The organism is Enterococcus sp. GPZ-007 (genome assembly GCF_059374735.1).
On the sequence record NZ_JCAFYN010000025.1, the window covers coordinates 1 to 21,308 of the forward strand.

21 protein-coding genes are annotated in these 21,308 nt (G+C 40.0%); 11 read left to right on the forward strand and 10 right to left on the reverse strand.

Annotated elements, in window-relative coordinates; genetic code table 11:
- The 4 genes from AC4J95_RS13070 to AC4J95_RS13085 form a co-directional block, all read left to right on the forward strand.
- Nucleotides 1–781, forward strand: a 781-nt coding sequence (locus AC4J95_RS13070; RefSeq protein ID WP_494550267.1) for a MerR family transcriptional regulator, incomplete at its 5' end; no start/stop codon positions are given.
- A gap of 79 nt (nucleotides 782–860) precedes the next feature.
- On the forward strand, nucleotides 861–1,286 hold the full coding sequence (locus AC4J95_RS13075) for a GFA family protein (protein ID WP_494550268.1): 426 nt from the start codon (nucleotides 861–863) through the stop codon (nucleotides 1,284–1,286).
- 348 nt (nucleotides 1,287–1,634) lie between these two features.
- Entirely contained in the window at nucleotides 1,635–3,131 is a 1,497-nt protein-coding gene (gene abc-f, locus AC4J95_RS13080; RefSeq protein WP_494550269.1) for a ribosomal protection-like ABC-F family protein, read from the forward strand.
- Between the two features lie 113 nt (nucleotides 3,132–3,244).
- Entirely contained in the window at nucleotides 3,245–4,162 is a 918-nt protein-coding gene (locus tag AC4J95_RS13085; RefSeq protein WP_494550270.1) for an alpha/beta fold hydrolase, read from the forward strand.
- A 112-nt stretch (nucleotides 4,163–4,274) separates the two neighbouring features.
- Here AC4J95_RS13085 and AC4J95_RS13090 read toward each other — a convergent pair whose 3' ends face one another.
- The 5 genes from AC4J95_RS13090 to AC4J95_RS13110 all read right to left on the reverse strand — a co-directional run bounded on the left by AC4J95_RS13090 (nucleotide 4,275) and on the right by AC4J95_RS13110 (nucleotide 7,212).
- Complete coding sequence (locus AC4J95_RS13090; RefSeq protein WP_494550271.1) at nucleotides 4,275–4,721, reverse strand: hypothetical protein; 447 nt, start codon at nucleotides 4,719–4,721, stop codon at nucleotides 4,275–4,277.
- Nucleotides 4,718–4,921, reverse strand: a complete 204-nt coding sequence (locus tag AC4J95_RS13095; protein WP_494550272.1) for a helix-turn-helix transcriptional regulator — start codon at nucleotides 4,919–4,921, stop codon at nucleotides 4,718–4,720. Before AC4J95_RS13095 ends, AC4J95_RS13090 begins: the two co-directional genes overlap by 4 nt.
- A gap of 135 nt (nucleotides 4,922–5,056) precedes the next feature.
- A complete protein-coding gene (locus AC4J95_RS13100; RefSeq protein ID WP_494550273.1) occupies nucleotides 5,057–5,977 on the reverse strand; it encodes a LacI family DNA-binding transcriptional regulator in 921 nt (306 codons plus the stop codon).
- A gap of 17 nt (nucleotides 5,978–5,994) precedes the next feature.
- Nucleotides 5,995–6,267 carry a hypothetical protein gene (locus AC4J95_RS13105; RefSeq protein ID WP_494550274.1) on the reverse strand — a complete coding sequence of 91 codons (273 nt, stop codon included), beginning with the start codon at nucleotides 6,265–6,267 and terminating at the stop codon, nucleotides 5,995–5,997.
- 81 nt (nucleotides 6,268–6,348) lie between these two features.
- Nucleotides 6,349–7,212, reverse strand: a complete 864-nt coding sequence (locus tag AC4J95_RS13110) for an SPL family radical SAM protein (protein WP_494550275.1) — start codon at nucleotides 7,210–7,212, stop codon at nucleotides 6,349–6,351.
- A 91-nt stretch (nucleotides 7,213–7,303) separates the two neighbouring features.
- On the opposite strand from AC4J95_RS13110, the gene AC4J95_RS13115 reads away from it, so the two are divergent.
- From AC4J95_RS13115 to budA, 4 genes are all read left to right on the forward strand, one after another.
- Nucleotides 7,304–8,128 (forward strand): MerR family transcriptional regulator, encoded by an 825-nt coding sequence (locus AC4J95_RS13115; protein ID WP_494550311.1) that lies wholly within the window; start codon nucleotides 7,304–7,306, stop codon nucleotides 8,126–8,128.
- Between the two features lie 68 nt (nucleotides 8,129–8,196).
- Nucleotides 8,197–8,661 (forward strand): tRNA (N6-threonylcarbamoyladenosine(37)-N6)-methyltransferase TrmO, encoded by a 465-nt coding sequence (gene tsaA, locus AC4J95_RS13120; protein WP_494550276.1) that lies wholly within the window; start codon nucleotides 8,197–8,199, stop codon nucleotides 8,659–8,661.
- A gap of 300 nt (nucleotides 8,662–8,961) precedes the next feature.
- A complete protein-coding gene (alsS, locus tag AC4J95_RS13125; protein ID WP_494550277.1) occupies nucleotides 8,962–10,614 on the forward strand; it encodes an acetolactate synthase AlsS in 1,653 nt (550 codons plus the stop codon).
- Nucleotides 10,615–10,662: 48 nt separating this feature from the next.
- A complete protein-coding gene (gene budA / locus AC4J95_RS13130; RefSeq protein WP_494550278.1) occupies nucleotides 10,663–11,376 on the forward strand; it encodes an acetolactate decarboxylase in 714 nt (237 codons plus the stop codon).
- Nucleotides 11,377–11,414: 38 nt separating this feature from the next.
- Here budA and AC4J95_RS13135 read toward each other — a convergent pair whose 3' ends face one another.
- On the reverse strand, nucleotides 11,415–12,125 hold the full coding sequence (locus AC4J95_RS13135; protein ID WP_494550279.1) for a DNA alkylation repair protein: 711 nt from the start codon (nucleotides 12,123–12,125) through the stop codon (nucleotides 11,415–11,417).
- Between the two features lie 89 nt (nucleotides 12,126–12,214).
- The gene (locus AC4J95_RS13140) at nucleotides 12,215–13,624 is read right to left on the reverse strand and encodes a peptidoglycan DD-metalloendopeptidase family protein (protein WP_494550280.1); all 1,410 of its coding nucleotides are present in this window, start codon (nucleotides 13,622–13,624) and stop codon (nucleotides 12,215–12,217) included.
- Nucleotides 13,625–13,962: 338 nt separating this feature from the next.
- Between AC4J95_RS13140 and AC4J95_RS13145 the strand changes: the two genes are divergently transcribed.
- The gene (locus AC4J95_RS13145) at nucleotides 13,963–14,439 is read left to right on the forward strand and encodes a GAF domain-containing protein (protein WP_494550281.1); all 477 of its coding nucleotides are present in this window, start codon (nucleotides 13,963–13,965) and stop codon (nucleotides 14,437–14,439) included.
- Nucleotides 14,440–14,556: 117 nt separating this feature from the next.
- The gene (locus tag AC4J95_RS13150) at nucleotides 14,557–14,784 is read left to right on the forward strand and encodes a hypothetical protein (protein WP_316402676.1); all 228 of its coding nucleotides are present in this window, start codon (nucleotides 14,557–14,559) and stop codon (nucleotides 14,782–14,784) included.
- Nucleotides 14,785–15,014: 230 nt separating this feature from the next.
- On the opposite strand, the gene icd is transcribed toward AC4J95_RS13150, so the two are convergent.
- Together icd and acnA are read right to left on the reverse strand one after the other, a co-directional pair.
- Entirely contained in the window at nucleotides 15,015–16,238 is a 1,224-nt protein-coding gene (gene icd, locus AC4J95_RS13155; protein WP_494550282.1) for an NADP-dependent isocitrate dehydrogenase, read from the reverse strand.
- Complete coding sequence (acnA, locus tag AC4J95_RS13160) at nucleotides 16,238–18,889, reverse strand: aconitate hydratase AcnA (protein WP_494550283.1); 2,652 nt, start codon at nucleotides 18,887–18,889, stop codon at nucleotides 16,238–16,240. The genes icd and acnA overlap by 1 nt, the downstream gene beginning before the upstream one ends.
- 187 nt (nucleotides 18,890–19,076) lie before the next feature.
- On the opposite strand from acnA, the gene AC4J95_RS13165 reads away from it, so the two are divergent.
- Entirely contained in the window at nucleotides 19,077–20,402 is a 1,326-nt protein-coding gene (locus AC4J95_RS13165) for a citrate/2-methylcitrate synthase (RefSeq protein WP_410470518.1), read from the forward strand.
- A 36-nt stretch (nucleotides 20,403–20,438) separates the two neighbouring features.
- Here AC4J95_RS13165 and AC4J95_RS13170 read toward each other — a convergent pair whose 3' ends face one another.
- Nucleotides 20,439–21,227 carry a Cof-type HAD-IIB family hydrolase gene (locus tag AC4J95_RS13170; protein ID WP_494550284.1) on the reverse strand — a complete coding sequence of 263 codons (789 nt, stop codon included), beginning with the start codon at nucleotides 21,225–21,227 and terminating at the stop codon, nucleotides 20,439–20,441.
- Nucleotides 21,228–21,308: the final 81 nt, after the last annotated feature.

Below are 21,308 nucleotides of genomic sequence, written 5' to 3' on the forward strand. Positions count from 1 at the left end.
ATGTAGGATGAATGACAATAAACTTTACCATCCGATTGATTTAGCCAGAATGTTTGATGTTCACCCAAATACTATTCGGTTATATGAAAAATCTTCTTTCATCAGTAAAGCTAGGCGGAATAAGAACGGCTATCGAGAGTTCACTGAACTGCATGTTCTTCAGCTGCAAATCTGTCGGCGCATCTTTGGCTATCCATTTACTAAAAGGCATATTAGAGATACAGGTAATGACTTGCTGCATTCTATAGCTGATCAGGATTGGTCATTGAGTCGAAGCCGCTACGAAAATTATATTGAAGCCATCAGGCAGGAGATTATTGTAGCTGAGTATGCTGGGAAAGTATTACACGATTGGAGCAAGCGAAAAAAAGATTTAGATAAAAAAATTGCTCCCAAAAGGTACAGTAGAAAAGATGTAGCTGAAAGATTTGGCGTCACCGTTGAGGCTGTAAGAAATTGGGAAAGAAACGGATTAGTTCATGCCGTTCCTTTAGAAACGGAGAAGCAGGTAGTATATTCCGAGGAAATGATTGATCGTTTCTATGTTATCTATATGCTGCGACAAGCCGGTTATAGTATTTCTGCGATTCATCGGAGCATGAGAAATTTTGATCAAAGAGAACCTAAGAACGTTTTGAGTTCTCTCCATCAGCCGGACCAGGACGAATTGATATCGGTTGGAGATCGCTGGCTGTATGAGCTGAAGAAACTGGAGAGGAATGGTACTGAAATTCCAGCGATCATTGATCGGCTCATGCTTCTGAAATCTGAAAATCCATGAAATTATTTTGAAAGAGGGCAAGTCAGATCAAGTATCTGATTTGTCTTTTTTTATAATGGAATAAAAGGGGGGAGATTCAATGAAAACAGCAACCTGTTTATGCGGCAAGGTATCGATCAAGGTGAAGGATTTTCATTCAGAAGTGGGCGCCTGCCATTGTTCCATGTGTCGAAAATGGGGCTCAGGCCCGCTTTTGACTGTCGAAGCCGGAACAGCAAACGATATTCGTATTCAACCAGAAAACTTAGTTACCAGATTTAAATCTTCTGAATGGGCCGAAAGAGGCTTTTGTTCCCAGTGCGGTTCAAATTTGTTTTACCATTTATTGCCGACGGATGCCTACAGTATCCCAATTGATCTATTCGATGATCAGGAAGATGCTGTTTTATCGACGGAAGTTTACTACGATCAAAAACCAGCATATTATGACTTTGCGAACAAGACGAAGAAACTGACCGAAGCAGAAATCATGAAAATGGTACAAGAAAAATATTTTGATGAATAGAAAGAGCTGATAGAATAAACGGATTCTAACGGCAAGAGATTCTTAAGATTTTTTGACGATAAAGCGTTTTCGTGCTATCGTAAAATCATAAAAAGAAAAGTGAGGGATCCCGTATGTATTATTCATCAATGAAGTAGAAAAGCTGCATTAAGACTGTACCTCAGGAGACTAAGGGAGCAGTGTGCAGATTTTCGAAAAATTGGTGGATGTACAGCGGGGTTCTTTTTTGTGCAAAGAAGGCTTATTTTTCTATAGGTCTGTTTGTCTAAAAATAGCTCAGCGGCCCAGTTTTTCGAAAATAACTGGGTCTTTATTGTCTTCATTTGAAGTCAAAACGAGGTGTTTATTATGACAAACATTAAAATCGAGCATTTAACATTTGGTTATGATCAACTAGGAACATTGCTGTTTGATGATGCGCAATTAAATATTTCAGCAGATTGGAAACTTGGCCTAGTTGGACGAAACGGACGTGGAAAAACGACGCTATTGAATTTATTACAAGAAAAGCTGCCTTACCAAGGACAGATTACCCACCAATTAGAAATGAACTATTTTCCCAAAAAAATCAATGATCCAACGCAGCTAACGTATTATGCACTGTCGGAAGAGAAAGAATTAGATATTTGGAAGCTGGAGCGAGAATTGACCCTGATGGGTTGTGATCTGGATATTCTGTGGCGATCTTTTTCTACTTTGTCAGGCGGCGAACAGACCAAAGTCCTTTTGGCACTCTTGTTTCTGGATGATCAATCGTTTCCTTTGATTGATGAACCGACGAATCATTTAGATATAAAAGGACGACAGCAGGTAGCGGAGTATCTTGGTAAGAAGCGGCAAGGCTACATCTTAGTCAGTCATGACCGAACTTTTTTGGATCAAACCGTCGATCATATTCTAGCCATTGAGAAAAGTCAATTGATTCTCTATCACGGAAATTTCTCGATCTATGAAGACCAAAAAGCTCAACGAGATGCCTATGAACAGGCACAAAACGACAAGCTGAAAAAGGAAATCACTCGGCTGCAAAAAACAGCCAAAGAAAAAGCTGAGTGGTCCAATTCACGGGAAAAAGACAAAATGAATAAACCCAAGGGCTGGATCGATACAGAATATCGACGTGTTAGTCCAGGAGCGATCGGAGCCGATGCTGCACGTATGATGAAACGTTCGAAGGCGATCATTCAGCGGGTGGAAGGGCAGATCGGTGAGAAGGAAAAATTGTTGAAAAATATTGAAACCGTTGATGCACTCAAAATGTCTTATGAACCGAGTTATCATCGGCGAATTTTGCAGGTAGAAGACTTATCGTTAAGCTATTTGGGAAAAAACTTGTTGAATGGAAAGAATTTTGAGTTACTACTTAACGAATGTATAGCAATTACAGGAAGAAATGGAAGTGGTAAGACGTCACTGATCCAAGCTTTATTAGGTGAGTTTGAAGGGGAGATTACCGGCATGATCCATCGTGCAAATGGATTGAAGATCAGTCGGGTGCGCCAAAATTACGAAAGCAATCAAGGGTCATTAGAGGATTTTGCGGAAAAAGAACGATTGGATTACTCACAATTTTTAAACAACTTGAGAAAACTCGGTATGGAGCGTCGTGTTTTTGCTAACCGCATCCAGGATATGAGTATGGGACAACGGAAAAAAGTCGAACTGGCAAAATCTTTATCACAAACGGCTAATTTGTATTTCTGGGATGAACCGTTGAATTATCTTGATGTCTTCAATCAGAAACAAATTCTAGAACTTCTGCGACGAGTCAAGCCAACCTTAATCTTGATTGAACATGATGAGTATTTTGTCCAAAAAGTCAGCAATAAAATTGTTTGCTTATAATTTTGTATTAATTAAAAAAATTGAATATCTATTTTCTGACAATGATTGAACATCTGGTTTGAGGTTGATACAATTTTTTTAGAAACTGAATAGGATACTAGAAAGAAGAAAAGATGAAAGCTGGAAAGCGAAGAATGATTATACGGATCGTACTTACCTTGCTGATGATGCTATTGCTTTATTTACTGGTTCAGTGGTTTTTGTGTCAGAAAGCTGTTGAACAAGGTGAAGAAAGACTAAAAACATATCAAGCAAAAAAAGCAGAGTTGAGCTATGGTGATATGACTTATGTTGATGAGGGAAGCGGGGAAACAATTCTCGTGGCACATGGTATCAGCGGCGGTTATGATCAAGCATTTGATACAGTCAAAGATAAAGCGGAGGATTATCGAATTATCGCACCTTCACGGTTTGGCTATTTGGGAAGCGATACACCAAAGGATGCGACACCTGCCTCACAAGCGAAAGCTTATGTTGAGTTGTTGGACAAATTAGGAATCGAAAAAGTTTACATGCTGGGGACTTCGGCCGGCGGGACGAATGCCCTTCGTTTTGCACTGGATTATCCAGAAAGGACAGCGGGATTAATCTTGTATTGCTCAGCCGCTCCGTTGACCAAGAAACCTGAAAAATACATGAAGTACCAAGGTCCGCCTGCTGTTTTGTGTAGTAATTACGCCATGTGGCTCATGAAACCACTTTTTGGTCCAATCATGGGGATGAAATCAGAGACCATTTATGAAATGATGCCTGTAAACGAACGGAAAGAAGGGATGGTGATAGATGCCTCCATCACTAATCCAGATATGGCTAGAAATTTTGCTGAGTATCCGATTGAGAAGTTGAAGGTTCCAACATTGATTTTCCACGCAAAGGATGATAAGTTATCCGATTATTCAGCAATGTCAAAAGCAGTCCGACGTTTTCCCACAGCTACTTTTGTTTCATTTCCTGATGGCGGGCATCTTATGTCCGGTCATGGCGCAGAAATAGATGAGGCACTGTCACAATTTATCAAAGAAAATCAATAATAAAAAAAGCCAAGCAATCAATTACGATCAAGTTTGAAAGTAATTGATTGCTTGGCTTTACATTTATAAAGTATTTTTCTAAAAAACTTTCCGATCATCACTATTCGGATAACTACAATGTCTTACTTAAGCGATTGTAAGCGATGATGCCAAAAATATATTGGAGAATCAATAGACCTCCTAAACCAATACAGGCATATCTTGAAAACGGAGCGAAATATCCCAGGATACTTAGAATAGAGAAGGTAAACGCTAAGGCCAATTGTAAAATCATCGTTGCGATATAGGCTAGACGCCCGCTTTTATCGCGCAGCATAATCTTTCGTTCGTCCTTCAAATCAATTGTTTCCATTTGTCTCCGATTTTCATATTCAGCTTGATGCTCTGGTTTTAACCAATAAAAATACTTTCCAATTATGATAATACCTGGAACAATACCCGCTCCAGTGATCCCCCATAGTAAAGCCTCAAGGCGAAATTCTGTCATTAATGCGATGACCATGCTGGTAATACCGACAAAACAATAAACAAAACCTGTATAGAGCGTTGATTTTTTCATTGTACTTCCTCCTCATAAATGAAAATATCTTCGATGCTGACATTAAAATAGCGAGCAATTTTGAAGGCCAAAAGAATGGAGGGGTTGTACCGACCATTCTCCAATGAGCCGATCGTTTGTCGGGATACTTCTAAAGAAACAGCCAACTCTTCTTGTTTTATACCACGTTCTTTACGCATTTCCTCTAAGCGATTTTTCATTTCATCACCTCAATTAAGGAAAGTTTACTTTCCATACATTAATTATAAACCAAATTCAATTAAATGTAAAGCTAACTTTCCATGCGTACAAACCACAAAAAAACCAGCTGAATAGGACATCAACTGGTTGTGTATTTAGCGTTTGATAAAATCATGGGGAACGCAGATTTTCTCGTGTTTATTGTGATAAAAAGCTTCGAAAGCTTTTTTCCCGCATTCAGGCAAGTGGTGATCTAGCGTAGAAAAGCCCATTACTTCACTGATCAGCAAATTTTCCCTTCCAATCACTAAAGGTTTGTTTGTGCTATATTGCTGCAAAATAGTAGCGGCAATATCGTCACCAAATGTCAAGATACCATCGACCTTTTGTTCTTTAAAAAAATGGGCAGCTTGAATTCCGTCAGAAGCCATGATGCAATCCCAAAAAATATTAGCCTCATCAAAATCAGGATAGACATCCTTCGCGATGCGGATCGAGAATCTTGAGTTATGACTGATATTTTTACTCCGCCCCAAAGTCATTCCGGGACGCTTAATCCTTTTTTCCTTCATGTAAGAGAAAGCTTCTCGAAGGGATTGTTTAAGATTTATATAGACACAGCTGACATCAGCATTTGGAATCTCTTCACAAAAGATGATGGGACCATATTGGAAATAGTCAAAAAATTCTTTGATCGGGTTAGATTTCGTAGTGACGATCAAGCCATCAAAGGATCGTTTTGCGAACTCTTCTAGATAGCGTTTCTCTAATTCTTGATCATAGTTGGTGGGTAGCAAACTAATCTGATATCCATGGTCAAAGGCCGCTTGTAGGATGCCACTGAGCATCTGATCATAATAGGCATGATTAACAAAAGGCAGGATTACTCCGATGTTTTTTGTTTTGCCATAACTCAGATTTTGAGCGGATCGATTAGGCACATAATTCAACTCTGTCATAACCTCCAGCACCCTAGCTCGTTTTTCGTCATCGACATAAGGATGATTGTTGATGACACGAGAAATCGTGGAGACAGAGTAGCCAGTGAGTTTTGCGATATCGCGGATATTTGCCATGGAAACACCTCTTTGCTTTAAGCAGCTAAATTTTCTTTCAAATATTCAATGACAGCAGGACCAAATTGATAAAACGTATATCGACGATCCTGATAAAAGAAACTGACGATTGGACATCCTAACATTTCATTAATGAATAAATGTTTGATTTCAGACATTTTAAGATACTCGATAATTGGTCGCCGTAAACCGCGATTTCTAACCAGTCTTAATCGATCTTTAGAAAAATGCAGGGAAACTTGAAAATGTTCTTGTGTATCAGCTTGTTGAACCTTTACATACGTATTCATAAAAAATTCCTCCTTTTTTTCTTTACAAGGGAAGTATAAGTTATGAAACGAGTTTCAGAGCAAGCATTTTATTCTACTTTTCTAAAATAAGGAGAGCTGTTCACGTTTATCTTCAAATTCATGTAAATAACCAAAAACTTCTTCTGTCCTCCAAAGGATATCATGTTTTTGACATGTGTCGATGAAAATCTCCATTAGCCGATCATTATTTGGACTATTACAGCCATAATTATCACCGAATGCATACTGATATTTTTTCTTCATACCAGGGAAATGCTTATCCAGTTGCTCATAAAAATACTCACGATTGCCGGCACGCATGGTGACACCAAAACCAAAACAGAGAATTCCTTTGACGCCTGCTTGAATGCAATAATTTAAAATTCCCCGCAGATTTTCTTCGCTGTCATTAATAAAAGGTAAGATGGGGGATAGCCAAACGACGGTGGGAATGCCGGCTTCTTTGAACGTCATCAAGGTTTCAAAACGTTCTTTAGTAGTGGAAACGTAAGGCTCCAGAATTTTACACAACTCTTCGTCATAAGTTGTTAACGTCATCTCCACGACCGCTTTTGTCTTCTGATTGATTGACTTTAGGACTTCTAAGTCGCGTAAGATTCGAGAAGATTTTGTTTGGATCGCTACACCAAATTCATATTTATCGATTAATTCCAAAGCACCCTGTGTGATTTTTAAGCGTGGTTCTAATTGAATATAGGGATCAGTCATTGCTCCAGTGCCAATCATACAAGGTTTGCGGCGTCTCTGCAGTTCCTGTTCAAAAATTTCTAGTGCGTTTGCCTTTATTTCAATATCTTCAAAAGTATGGTTGATCTGGTAGCAATCACTGCGGCTGTCGCAATATATACATCCGTGTGTACAGCCGCGGAAAAGATTTAGACCGTTTTTTGCTGATAAAATTGTTTTGTATTCTTTATAATGCATAGCGTCACCTCCTAGAACGAATGTTCGTATTAATTATCCCATAAATTTTAGCTGATAACAATCGAAAGTATCGGTATAATTAGTAATGGAGGTGTTTTTATTGTTGAAAATAGGGGAATTTTCCCAACTCGGACAAGTATCGATTCGCACATTGCGCCACTACGACGAGATTGATCTGCTTCACCCCATATTAGTCGATGAAGAATCCGGCTATCGTTACTATTCAGTGAAACAATTAGAAGTGCTGGCCCAAATTGTTTTACTGCGTGAATTGAAATTTTCATTAAAAGAGATAAAAAGCCTGATTCAGCAGGATCCGAAGATTTTTACCGCTGCTTTATTAAAAAAGGATCGTGAAATCGAAAAGGAGATTCAGCGTGATCAATTTCGTCAGCAGCAGATCCATCAAATGATCCAACGAATGAAGCATAAAGGAAAATATCAGGTGGCGATAAAAAATGTCCCAGCTTGTACTATCGTTAGCCTAAGAAAAAAAATCAAGAGCTTTTATCATGAAGGATTATTATGGGAAGAGTTCAAGACTCTTGTGGAAAAGCAGCAAATCGAATTTCCCCCCGAGCCTGATCAAAATTTAACGATTTTTCATGACAAAGAATATCTGGAAGAGGGTGTGGATGTAGAAGTCGCGATTGTTTCAGAAGCGGCAGCTCAGAGTCCCTTGAAGATGAGACAGCTTCCCGAACTTGAGCACGCTGCGATCATGTTTGTGGAAGGAAATTATCATCAGCTGCCGGAAGCCTATCAATCATTCGCTAAATGGCTGGACGAACATCCAGAGTTTGAAATGGTGAAAGCAACTCGACAAATCTGTCACGTAGGACCAGAACATACGGACAATCCAGAAGAATATCTAACAGAATTACAAATTCCATTAATTCCCTTGACTCTCACATAACGTGAGGATTTATCTTCTAATTAGAGGTCGCGACTCAAAATATTATTTGAAGAAAAGGGGAATTTGTCATGGAAATAAAAGAAATCGGTAAAGTAAAACAGACAGATGCAGGTGTTTATTTAGAGCTTTTGCTGGAATATCAAGAGGGTTTGATTGGATTGGATGATTTTAGTCATTTATATGTTTTGTATTGGTTCCATCATTTAGATATTCCTGAACTAAGAGGAACCACTGTCAGCAAGCCTTATACTAATGGACCCGAAGAATTAGGAACCTTTGCTACACGCGGACCGGTTAGACCCAATCCGATTGCTTTATCGGCTGCAAAAATTACCAGTATCCAAGGAAACAAAGTCTATCTCGAGTATTTGGACGCGGAAGATGATAGCCCGATTCTAGATATCAAGCCCTATACAGCGAGCTCAGATGTGTTAGAAACCTTCAAAGGCCCCGACTGGTGTGCGCATTGGCCGCAAAGCTTTGAAACCTCCGGCGATTTTGATTGGGCTGCAGAATTTAATTTTCCAGAGTAAAGCTAGAAGTCTCAGAAATGAGGCTTTTTTTGTGATTGGTAGAATCGAATGCGTAGTGAAGATAGAACCGTCTTTACGATTTTTTGGAAAAACACTCCATTTAAAATGAAGTAGCTGTCAATAAATTCTTGTCTTTAAAAGTAGTTGTGACCGGAAAACATGTAAATAATTGAGAAAAATGAAAATTTCAATGATTTTCTGATAAAACAACTATTATCGATGTTTCATCGTTGATAAATAAATACAATGATGCTATATTGTCAAATGTAAGTGATACAGATTTTAAGGAGATGTAATACAGTGAGCAAAAAAGGTTCAGAAATCATTGTAAGAAGTTTAGAAAATCATAACGTACCATATATCTTTGGTATTCCCGGTGCCAAGATCGATGGTGTTTTTGATACATTAGAAGATCACGGGCCACAATTAATTTTGGCTCGTCATGAGCAAAATGCCGCTTTTATGGCACAAGCAATCGGTCGTCTGACTGGAGAACCCGGTGTAGTAATCGCTACAAGCGGCCCTGGAGCAAGTAATTTGGCTACAGGATTAGTTACTGCAACAGCGGAAGGCGATCCTGTTTTAGCGTTAGCTGGGCAGGTAAAACGTTCCGATCTTTCAAAATTAACACATCAAAGTATGGACAATGCAGCGCTATTTGCTCCTATTACAAAATATAGTTCAGAAATCCAAGATCCAGAGACCTTATCAGAAAATATTGCCAATGCTTTCCGGATCGCTAAGACGGCTAAAAAAGGAGCCAGCTTCTTATCCATTCCGCAAGATGTGACCGATGGAGAAGTTAAGGGAGAAGCAATCAAGCCTTTGTCTGCACCAATTCTAGGTGCAGCTTCAGATGAAGACATCACGGATTTAGCAAAGCGAATCCAAGAAGCGAAACTACCAACCTTATTAGTCGGTATGCGAGCCTCTGGCAAAAAAGAAACAGCATCCATTCGTAAGTTAGTCGAAAAAACTGGCTTGCCAGTTGTTGAAACCTTCCAGGGTGCCGGGATTATTTCTCGTGAATTGGAAGATCATTTCTTTGGTCGTGTAGGTTTGTTCCGCAATCAACCAGGCGATATGTTGTTAAAACGCAGTGATTTAGTTTTAGCAATTGGTTACGATCCAATCGAATACGAAGCACGAAACTGGAATGCAGAGAAAGATGCACGTATTGTAGTAATAGACGAAGTGCCGATGGAAATCGATCAATACATGCAGCCAGAAGCTGAATTGATCGGCAGCATCGCGAAAACGATTGAAAAATTAAGCGATTCGATCGACAACTATCAATTATCAACGGATGCAGATCATTATTTATCGACACTGCAAGAAAAATTAGCCAACGGCAAACAGAAAAGTGAAACAGTTGAAGACCGTGTGCATCCGTTAGAAGTAATCGATACTTTGCAAAAAAATGTCACCGATGAAATGACGGTAACAGTTGATGTCGGTAGTCATTATATTTGGATGGCCCGTCATTTCCGCAGTTATGAACCGCGTCACTTATTATTCAGCAATGGAATGCAAACCTTGGGCGTTGCTTTACCATGGGCAATTTCATCTGCGTTAGTTCGACCTAATACGCAAATCTTTTCAATTTCTGGCGATGGTGGCTTCCTGTTTTCAGCACAAGAACTAGAAACGGCGGTTCGATTGAAACAAAAGATTATTCACTTGATCTGGAATGACGGCAGCTACAACATGGTGGAATTCCAAGAAGAAATGAAATACGATCGTTCATCAGGGGTTCATTTTGGTCCGGTTGATTTTGTGAAATATGCGGAAGCCTTTGGGGCAAAAGGACTACGTGCAACGTCAAAAGCTGAATTAGAAGCAGCAATTCAAGAAGGTTTAGCAACTGAAGGTCCTGTGATTATCGATATTCCAATCGATTACTCTGATAACAAAGAATTAGGTAAGACGATTTTACCGGATCAGTTTTATTAAAAGGACTATCTATCGAATACAGCAATCAGAAGTAGAAGGGGATTTCTCATGACAGTGAAAACTAAAAATTATATCTACCAGCATGGAACACTTGGCGGATTGATGCAGGATCTAATGGACGGCACCGAAAAAATCGGGACTTTGTCTAACTACGGCGACTTTGGCTTAGGTACATTGGAAGGGTCCAATGGAGAAGTCATTTTCTTGGATGGCGTCATTTACCAAGCAGACGAAACAGGAAGGGTTAATCTGTTATCTGGCGATGAGCTGACACCCTATGCGGCAGTGACTAATTTTGAGTCAGATGAAGCATTTTCATTAACGCAAGTTTCTGACGATTCGGTTAAAAAAGCAATTCTTGAAAAAATCAGCCATAATCTATTCGCGGCTGTGAAAATAGATGGGACATTCAAGCACATGCACGTGCGGGTGGCTCCAAAACAAGAGAAGCCCTATCCGCGTTTCGTGGAAATCGCCCGCAATCAACCAGAATTTGAGGCGGATAACATTTCAGGAACGATCGTTGGTTTCTTTACACCAAGATTATTTCATGGGGCTGCCGCTGCTGGTTTCCATTTGCATTTTATCAGTGATGATCGAAAATTTGGCGGGCATGTTCTGGATTTTGAGTTAGCAGATGGAACAGTTGATTTGATGGAGTTGGCAGAATTCCGCCAACACTTTCCAACGGAAAATGCGGATTACTTATCAAACGAGATCAAACTAGAGGAAATCACAAAAGATATCGAAGAAGCAGAATAAAAACAGCAGAGCTGCAGGTTACCTGCAGTTCTGCTGTTTTAAACTTCTTTACCCATTTTTGATTTTGATGAGATCAGGCGGGAGCGTCCGGGTGCTTGGACTAAAATCGTCAGTTCCTTCAACGCATCTTTAGCGATCCAATTTTTTGCTTTCGAATCTTCTTTTTGCATCGTTTCAGCGGCTTCTATAGCTAAGTTTTTTGCTTCTTCATTGGTTTTTCCAAGTTCTCTTAGCGCCCAAGAGGCGGCTTTCTTTACTAACAAGCGATCGTCATCAGAATAATCAGCGATCATTTTTAAATAATCCTTAATTTCTGAGATGGAAAGAGAGGCATGGGTGGAAGTACTAGCGATTAAGGTAAAAGCTGCCCGTTTGTAAAATAATTCATCAGAATTGATCCAATCCCTAATGAAATGGTCAAAGTCGCTTTGTTTTATCAGAATACTTTTACAAAAAAGATCACAGAGATCCCATGAAATGATCCCGCTCATAAAGTAGCTGATGTCTTCATCCGTACAGTCTTTAGGCTTGAGCGCCAATACAGCGAGGATTCTGCATTCATGATAATTCGTCTGCCACAGTTCCATTAGAAAATCCTTGTCCTTAGGAAGCTTTCGCGCGAACTTGCGCAGTTCAGAAGTGGGGACACCGATTGTATACTCCGCAGGAATGCCAAATTTAATAATATTCTTTTTGAATTTTTCTGAGGAAGAAGCTTGCAAATAAGTAATAATTTCATCAATCGTCAATCTTCGACATCCTTTCTTGTAATAAATAAAAAGTGTAAAACAATGATCAGAGATATTCTGATGATTGCTTTACACTTTTTTTATCGTTCTTAAACGCCTAATAATGGGGCAGGGTTAACAAAGCCTGACCATAATGCAGTAGATACACCGAAGTGTAAGTGAACACCAGTTGAGTTACCAGTCGTTCCCATACCGCCTAAAACTTGTCCAGCGCTGACTTCAGAGCCAGTACCGACACTTGGTGCAGAGACCATGTGCATATAGTATGAATAGTAGCCGTCTGGATGCTGAATCACAACATGGTTACCAGCTGACCAATGGAAACCTGCTTCTACGACTTTTCCGCCTTTAGAAGCCATGATCGGAGTACCAGCAGCTCCAGCAAAATCGATGCCATCATGCTGAGTACCAGAGGCTCCTGTTGGGTCTTGACGCGGTCCAAATGGACTAGTAACGACTAATCCGATTGACAAAGGTGAAGCCCAACCACTGCTGTTTGTCGCAGGTTTTGCTTCATTTGTCGTTGGAGCTGTTGGGTTTGTAGTAACTTGACTAGCTCCAGCATCTGTAACGGTTTGTGCTTGCTGTTCTTGTTGTTTTGCTTGTTGCTCTTGTTTCTCAGCTTCCAATTGAGCGATTTCTGCTTCTTGCTTTTGTTTAGCAGTTTCAGCTGCAGCCGCTTGCTTTTCCGCTTCTTCGGCCGCTTTTTGTGCTTCCTCAGCTGCAATCTTCGCTTGTTTTTCAGCCTCAACTTGTGCTTTCGCACGTGCTTCTTCTTCTTTTTTACGCTGTTCTTCCAAGGCTTTCAAAGCTGCTTGACGTTTCTTCTCAGCTTCTTCTTTTTGTTTTTCATATTTCTCTTTTTCGCCTTTTTCAGTTGCGATGCTGGCTTGGATCTCATTGATCTTCACTTGCTGATCTAATTTTGTTTGAACTAATTGCTCTTGTTTCGCTTTTAGTTCAGCAGTTTTCTTGTTGATCGATTGCAAGCGTTGTTCGGCTTCTTTTTCAAGCTTTTCTAGCTCAGCTTTGTCCTTTGTTTGTTGCTCCATGATGTTTTTGCTAGCTGTTAGAATAGTAGAGACAGCCATTGTTTTTTTCACGGCTTCGCCAACAGATTTAGAATTGATTACAGCATCAACGAGCGAGGCTGAATCTTGTTTCGTTTGAACATCACGCGCTTGGCTACGAATCTGTTCGTCACGTTTTTGGATTTTTTCTTGAAGAATCGCAATTTTAGCGGTCAAATCGCTTAATTTCTTTTCTTCGTTCGTTTTTTCTTTTAAGACAGCCTGCACTTCTTGTTCAACAGCGGCAACTTGCTGTTCCAAAGCTGCTTTTTGGTTTTCAGCCGATTGTTCTGTTTGTTGCAAGTCAGAGATCTTTTTATCTTGATCGGCAATCTTTTGATCGTACTCATCTGCTAGAACACTAATTGGGGTAGCGGTTAAGGTTAAGGCACATAAAGTTAGTGCTGTATATTTTTTTAACTTAATCAATGGATTCCCTCGCTTTTTTCATCTTTCGCGTTCAATTATATAAGAATTTGTGAAGAAAAAGTTTAAAGTATTTGAATTTTTATCTAACCGTATAGATTGTAATGATAATGAAATATTATGACGGAGAAATAAGTGATAAATCACTTGACAATCCAATGTGTTACTGAGTTTTAATTCTTATTTTTTGTTTGATCGCCTATATTTTAAACAATGGAGTTATTCATCGAATTGGGGTAGAATAAACCAAAAGTGTCGACGCTCTTTACACGCGGGAATATCGAGAGTGGCACGACCAAAGAAATATTTATTTTATTGAATAGAAATTAGGAGGAATTATTGTGTCCTGGAAAAATCAAGAAGCAAAAGAAGAAGCATATAAACTATTATTGTTGCAGCAAAAAGCATTACTGGAAGGTGAAACTGATCTGATCGCCAATCTGGCAAACTCATCAGCTCTGCTGAATCAAACGTTACAAGAAACGGTCTTTGCAGGGTATTACTTGTTCAAAAATGATGAATTGATCTTAGGCCCATTCCAAGGCAATGTCTCATGTGTTCATATTGCAATGGGAAAAGGGGTCTGCGGAGAGGCGGCTGAGAAGAATCAGACCTTGATCGTTGAAAACGTGCTGGAGCACAAGAATTATATTGCTTGTGATTCAGCGGCACGCTCAGAAATCGTTGTGCCGATGAAAAAAGGCGATCAATTAGTTGGTGTATTAGATTTAGACAGTTCTGAGATCAGTATGTATGATCAAATTGATCAATTTTACTTGGAACAATATGTGACGTTATTACTAGAAAATTTAAACTAAAAATTTAAAAAATAGCAAAAAAGATGGTTATTTGATAAATAACACCCTTAATGTAGTAATTCATTCCGCTTAATGCTACTATATAAGTGTAGTATAAAACATTAATGAGGTGGTTGAATGAATAAAGAAGCGATTATTGTAGGGGAAAGCTATGAATGCCGGAAAACTGATTTTGCTCGGCCGATCATTGGAGAGGTGATCCGTAAAGAGAATAATGGCTGCATCGTGAATGTTGAGCGCTTTTACGGTTTAGATGCAGATAAGATTGATCAAGTAAATGGACATGTACTAATTAAATATAGTGAAGTAGCAGGGATTGTTTCTAAAGAATGTTTCTTTAGTTAACAGACCGTCCTGTTTAAAGAAAATCACTCAGATAACTTATTTGAGTGATTTTTTTGTGCTTAATTTTCAGATGATTAATCAATGACCAAATAAAATAACGTCTCCTTTTTTCTTATAATTCTTCAAAAAAATAGTTTCACTATTCTTTAATAAAGATCGTAATGGCGTTAATATGTGCATAAAGAAACCCATGGAGAAATTTCTGCCATGGGTTTCTTTTGCTAAGCATTTTACATTGACTCAATTAAGCAGTCGGCGAACTTAGATGTTGATAATTCTTCAATCTCAAGCATTTGAGCAAAATCATGTGTCATTTGATTGCTTAGTAATGCTTGTTCAATGGCCGACATGATTTTATGGCTAGCTTCAAACCAACCAAGATGATCGAGCATCATGGTAGCTGAAAGCAGTAATGAGCAAGGATTCGCCCAGCCTTTACCAGCGATGTCAGGCGCAGTTCCATGAGTGGCTTCGAAGATTGCATGTCCAGTATTATAATTAATGTTCGCTCCTGGTGAGATACCGATTCCACCAACTTGTGCAGCAAGGGCATCAGAAATATAATCGCCGTTTAAATTCGTTGTAGCAACGACCTGATATTTTTCTGGATATAGGAGTATCTGCTGCAAGAAATTATCTGCGATGACATCATCAACGATAATTTTACCTGCGTTTCTTGCTTCCTCTAGTGCTGCATTTGCTGTTTCGTTGCCTGAATCAGCAGCGATTTTTTTGAATTGATTCATCGTGAAGGCTTGTGGATAGTTCTTTTCAATCAAATCATAGCCCCAGTTCTTAAAGCCGCCTTCAGTAAACTTCATGATATTTCCCTTATGGACTAAGGTGACACGTGTTTTCCCTTGTTCAATAGCATAATCAAGTGCTGCCCCGATCAATCGTTCGCTGCCTTCTTGAGAGATCGGTTTGATTCCTAACGCGCTGGTTTCCGGGAAGCGAACTTTAGTAACAGACAGTTGTTTAGTTAAAAAGTTCAAAAGATTGTTTACTTCTTCCGACCCTTTGGCAAATTCGATTCCAGCATAGACATCCTCTGTATTTTCACGGAAGATCGTCATATCGGTTTTTTCCGGTTCTTTCAAAGGAGAAGGGACTCCTTTGAAATATCGTACAGGACGTACACAGGCATATAAATCCAGCTCTTGACGCAAGGTAACGTTCAGGGAACGGAAACCTTCCCCAATAGGAGTCGTCAAAGGTCCCTTGATTGCAACTTTATGTTCCTTGATGGCTTCCAATGTTTCTTCAGGAAGCCACGTACCTGTTTGATTAAAGGCCTTTTCACCGGCAAGAATCTCTAACCAATTGATTTTTCGATCATCAGAGTATGCGGAGGAGACTGCTGCATCAACGACTTTTTTAGTTGCCTGCCAGATTTCTGGTCCGATCCCATCTCCTTCGATGTAGGGGATGACTGGATTCAATGTGTTTGTCATTATGCTTGCTCCTTTTGCATTTTTTTATTAATCACTAATGGTAAAATTCCCTGATTCTTCCAATAAGCAATATCTGCTTCAGAATCGAAGCGTAATTTTGCTTGGAAGTGGGTGTCTATTTCACCTTTTGCAGTCACATCGACCACTTGGTTAATCGTAGGTTCAGCAGGAAAATCAAAGCTATAGCTTTCCAAGCCGGTCAAACCAAGTGAATCAGCAGTTTCGCCCGGTAGGTATTCAAATGGGATTACACCCATCATCACTAGATTGCTGCGATGAATACGTTCGTAGCTCTCAGCTAAAACAGCTTTCACACCTAATAGATTCGTTCCTTTAGCTGCCCAGTCACGAGAGGATCCCATGCCGTAGTCTTTACCTGCAAGAATCAACGTGCCGATTTGTTCTTCTTGATAGCGCATCGCCGCATCATAGATTGACAATTCTTCGCCAGTCGTCGCTAATCTTGTGTAACCCCCAGTAGTATCAGGGGTCAGTTGGTTCTGTATCCGAATGTTCCCAAATGTACCGCGCATCATGACTTCATGATTGCCTCGTCGAGAACCAAATGAGTTGAAGTCTTTATAGGTCAGACCACGATCTTTTAAATACTTCCCAGCAGGTGATTGAAGTCCGATGTTTCCGGCTGGAGAAATATGGTCGGTGGTGACGGTATCGCCAAATTTGGCTAAAACTTGCAGGTTAGCTAGTGGATTTTCAACATCGCTCTTCTTGCCTAGATTGGTAAAGAATGGCGGATTTGCGATATAGGTAGACGCGTCATCCCATTCGTAACAATCGCCAACAGAGGTCTCTATTTGATTCCAGCGTTCGTTAGATTGATAAACGTTTTTATAGGCTTCGCGGAAATCGTCAGGATTCAAGAAATCATTGATATAGGCATTTACTTCTTCTTGAGAAGGCCACAGATCTTTTAAGAAAATCTCTTTCCCGTTGATTGTCGCTATAGCTTCGGTTGTTAAATCCTTTTTGACCGTACCAGCCAGAGCATATGCAATCACTAAAGGCGGAGAGGCTAGATAGTTCGCTTTGATTAACGGATGAATACGTCCTTCAAAGTTTCGATTCCCAGATAAGACAGCGGAAACGACTAATTCGCTATCTTTAATTGTCGTTTCGATCTCTTCAGCTAATGGACCAGAGTTCCCGATACACGTTGTACAGCCATAGCCGACGATATCAAAACCTAAATCAGCTAAAGGCTCAAGCAAATTGCCTTTTTCCAAATATTGCGTCACGATTTTGGACCCAGGAGCCAAAGAAGTTTTGATTATCGCAGGGACTTTCAAACCTAGTTCAACCGCTTTTTTAGCTAATAAACCAGCAGCTACCATGACAGAGGGATTGCTTGTGTTTGTACAACTGGTGATTGCCGCTAAAGCAAGATCACCGGTCTCAATCGCATCGTCGCTCCCGGTGATTGCAACTTTGCGATCTATTTCATCGCTCTCCAAACCAAAGCCCTTTGGACCGCTTGGATTAGTCAATGAAGCCTGGAAATTTTCTGCTACCTCGGCTAAAGGAATCCGATCTTGCGGACGCTTAGGTCCAGCAAGAGACGAATGCACTGTTGATAGATCTAATTGAATCACGCGGGTATAAAACGGTGTTTCGGTACCATCATAAAATAGTTGGTTTTGCTTTGCGTAAGCCTCGACCAAAGCGACCTGCTCTTCGGAACGACCAGTTAGGCGAAGATAACTTAAAGTTTCTTCATCAATCGGGCAGAAGCCGCAAGTAGCGCCATATTCGGGGGCCATGTTTGCGATCGTCGCACGATCAGAAAGACTCAAGCTCTTATAACCTGTTCCAAAGTATTCGACAAATTTACCAACAACTTTTTCGTTACGTAAAAGTTCAGTCAGATATAGTGCTAAATCAGTTGCGGTGGCGCCCGGGCTCAATGCTCCAGTCAATTCCACACCAATTACTTCAGGAGTAGGAAAATAGGAAGCCTCGCCTAAGATAGCAGCTTCGGCCTCGATGCCGCCGACACCCCAGCCAAGTACACCAAGACCATTAATCATGGTCGTATGGGAGTCTGTTCCCTCTAATGAATCAGGGAACAGCAAGTTTTCATCATTTTTCAAAATAACATCCGATAAATATTCAAGATTAACCTGATGGATGATCCCTGTTTCAGGCGGAACAACTTCAAAATTGTCAAAGGCTTGCTGTGCCCATTTCAGGAACTGGTAACGTTCATGATTTCGTTCAAATTCTTTCTCGGTGTTATAAGCCAAGCTCTCTTTAGTCCCAGCACAATCCACTTGAACTGAATGATCCACGACTAAAGTAACAGGGATCTCTGGATTGATGACTCTTGGATCTCCGCCCAGCTTCACTACCGCGTCACGCATCGCCGCAAGATCAACAACCGCTGGAACTCCGGTAAAGTCTTGTAAAACAACTCGCGATGGTCTAAATGGAACAACTCCTGACGGTTGACTTGCATCAAAAGCAACCAAATTTTCTAAATCAACAAGTTCTTGATGACGTGCCAAACTTTCTAATAATACACGAATGCTGTATGGATAATCAGCGATGTTTTTTTGGTACGACTTAACAATTGATGAAAGATCGTAGTATGTATAATGTTCGTTATTGACGAAAAGCTCTTTTTTCCAATTCAATCCAAAATCCCTCCTGAGTACGTTATCGTTTAAAATCAGATGGGTTTATTATACGAATAAAGAAAAAGAAAGTAAATGATATTATTAAAAGTATTTCATTTTACGCCAATGGTGTTATAATGTTTCTTAACCCGATTGTAAAATTAAATATGGTTAGGAGGACACAAGAATGTTAGATTTGCACCAAATGGCTGAAATATGCCGAAAAGAGGATTATTTAGATGCTTCTTTATATAGGAAACATAACGTAAAAAGAGGGTTGCGTGACCTCGATGGAAAAGGCGTATTGGCCGGTTTGACCAATATTTCGACGATTCATCCGCAAATTATGGATGGTGATAAGGTTATATCCAAATATGGAGAATTGCGTTACCGCGGAATCGATATCAATGAATTGGTGAACGGATTTGTTTCTGAAGAACGTCTAGGGTTTGAAGAAGTCAGTTACTTGTTATTATTTGGCTCCTTACCGACCAAAGAAGAACTGGCGGAATTCAAGGCGTTGATCGGTAAAAGACGAACGCTTCCGACCAACTTTGTTCGTGATGTTATTATGAAGGCGCCATCACATAATATCATGAATATGATTTCCCGCAGCGTTCTGACATTGGGATGTTATGATGATAAACCAGATGATATCAGTATTGAGAATGTTTTAGATCAAAGTTTATCATTGATTGCTATTTTTCCTATGATCGCAGTTTATTCATATCATGCGTATAATCACTATAGCAAAGGTGATAGTATGTATATTCACCGCCCAGATGAAAATTTAAGTACTGCGGAAGCTATTTTGACGATGCTGCGCCCAGATAAGAAGTACACTTTCCAAGAAGCGCAAACGTTAGATATGGCATTGGTTTTACATATGGAACACGGCGGAGGGAATAACTCAACCTTCACAACTCGAGTTGTTACTTCCAGCGGCACGGATACTTATTCAACTATCGCAGCGGCTCTAGGTTCTTTAAAGGGTCCTAAGCATGGTGGCGCCAATATTAAGGTGACTCAGATGATGGAAGATTTAAAGGCGAACGTCAATGATTGTGAAGATGAGAACGAGATTCGAGCCTACTTGGAAAAGGTCCTAAATAAGGAGGCCTTTGATAAGCAAGGCTTGATCTACGGTATGGGCCATGCGGTTTATGCTGAATCTGATCCGCGAGCTGAGATTTTCAAACGTTATGTAGAAAAATTAGCGGCGGAAAAAGGTTCCGAGGCATCAGCAGAATTCAACTTATACCGCAAAGTTGAACGATTAGCTCCTGAAATTATCTCTGAGAAACGTAAAGTCTATAAGGGGGTTAGTGCGAATATCGATTTCTTTAGCGGCTTTGTATACCACATGTTGGATCTGCCGCAAGAGTTATATACACCGATGTTTGCCATTGCTCGGATCGTTGGCTGGTCGGCACATCGAATCGAAGAACTGATCAACGTGCAAAAAATAATTCGTCCTGCTTATATGGAAGTTTCCGAAGATCGGGAATACGAAGAAATCAATGAACGCTAAAAAAGTCCGCCAGATTATTCTTCTGGCGGATTTTTTCTATTCAGTGATTAATCCTAGATCGACACAGGCTTTCCAGATGCCGTCATCTCCAACAGATGTTGTCACATGAGCAGCTTTTTCTTTTAAAGCTGGCGCTGCATTCCCCATTGCCACGGGAAATCCGACCACATCAAACATGGTAAAATCATTTTCTTCATCTCCGAAGGCCAAGGCTTGTCTAGCAGTAATATTCATTGATTCGCAAATTTTATGGATTCCCTCTGCCTTCGTTCCCGTTTTTAAGTGGATATTAGCCGCAACAGGTGCCACTTTTTCTACGATTAAGGGTGAATCCATCTCCAATTTGAAATCAGCTTTGTCACTCCAAGGCACAATCAGTTGAATGACGTCATCTGGCAGGGGATCTGATTTACTCAAAAAAGTTTTTCTCGAGTAACGGTCGCCTTTGTACTGGTTTGTTTCAAAGCAGTATAGCTCGTGAGGCGTTTCGATCAAGCATTCTAACTTAAATTGATCCAAGTAATCGAGTAATTCTACTAACAGTTCCTGAGGGATAATATTCTGATGGATCATTTTCCCCTGATAATGGACACAGTTTCCATTGGATGAAATGACACTGTCTACTCCTAAGCCATGTGCTAGGTCAGCCAGGGCACCGTAATGACGACCAGATGCGATTACAGGTTCGATCTTGTTTTCTTTCAATTTGCGGAGGGCGAGTTTGGCAGAATCAGGAATCCGTTCAGCGAAAGATAACGCATGAGGCAAATTGTTATCGGCTAATGTGCCATCAATATCAAAAAAAGCAACACGATAATTTTCCATGGGAACACTCCTATTTTTATTAGTATAATCATTTTCCAAATAATGGATTAGAAGAGGAACTGAAATCCTAAGTGAATTCGA

Excerpts from the sequence above, each read along its gene's own strand:
- AC4J95_RS13075 (WP_494550268.1), top strand. The coding sequence starts at position 861 with ATGAAAACAGCAACCTGTTTATGCGGCAAGGTATCGATCAAGGTGAAG.
- abc-f (WP_494550269.1), top strand. The coding sequence starts at position 1,635 with ATGACAAACATTAAAATCGAGCATTTAACATTTGGTTATGATCAACTA.
- AC4J95_RS13085 (WP_494550270.1), top strand. The coding sequence starts at position 3,245 with ATGAAAGCTGGAAAGCGAAGAATGATTATACGGATCGTACTTACCTTG.
- AC4J95_RS13090 (WP_494550271.1), bottom strand. The coding sequence starts at position 4,721 with ATGAAAAAATCAACGCTCTATACAGGTTTTGTTTATTGTTTTGTCGGT.
- AC4J95_RS13095 (WP_494550272.1), bottom strand. The coding sequence starts at position 4,921 with ATGAAAAATCGCTTAGAGGAAATGCGTAAAGAACGTGGTATAAAACAA.
- AC4J95_RS13100 (WP_494550273.1), bottom strand. The coding sequence starts at position 5,977 with ATGGCAAATATCCGCGATATCGCAAAACTCACTGGCTACTCTGTCTCC.
- AC4J95_RS13105 (WP_494550274.1), bottom strand. The coding sequence starts at position 6,267 with ATGAATACGTATGTAAAGGTTCAACAAGCTGATACACAAGAACATTTT.
- AC4J95_RS13110 (WP_494550275.1), bottom strand. The coding sequence starts at position 7,212 with ATGCATTATAAAGAATACAAAACAATTTTATCAGCAAAAAACGGTCTA.
- tsaA (WP_494550276.1), top strand. The coding sequence starts at position 8,197 with ATGGAAATAAAAGAAATCGGTAAAGTAAAACAGACAGATGCAGGTGTT.
- budA (WP_494550278.1), top strand. The coding sequence starts at position 10,663 with ATGACAGTGAAAACTAAAAATTATATCTACCAGCATGGAACACTTGGC.
- AC4J95_RS13150 (WP_316402676.1), top strand. The coding sequence starts at position 14,557 with ATGAATAAAGAAGCGATTATTGTAGGGGAAAGCTATGAATGCCGGAAA.
- icd (WP_494550282.1), bottom strand. The coding sequence starts at position 16,238 with ATGACAAACACATTGAATCCAGTCATCCCCTACATCGAAGGAGATGGG.
- AC4J95_RS13165 (WP_410470518.1), top strand. The coding sequence starts at position 19,077 with ATGGCTGAAATATGCCGAAAAGAGGATTATTTAGATGCTTCTTTATAT.
- AC4J95_RS13170 (WP_494550284.1), bottom strand. The coding sequence starts at position 21,227 with ATGGAAAATTATCGTGTTGCTTTTTTTGATATTGATGGCACATTAGCC.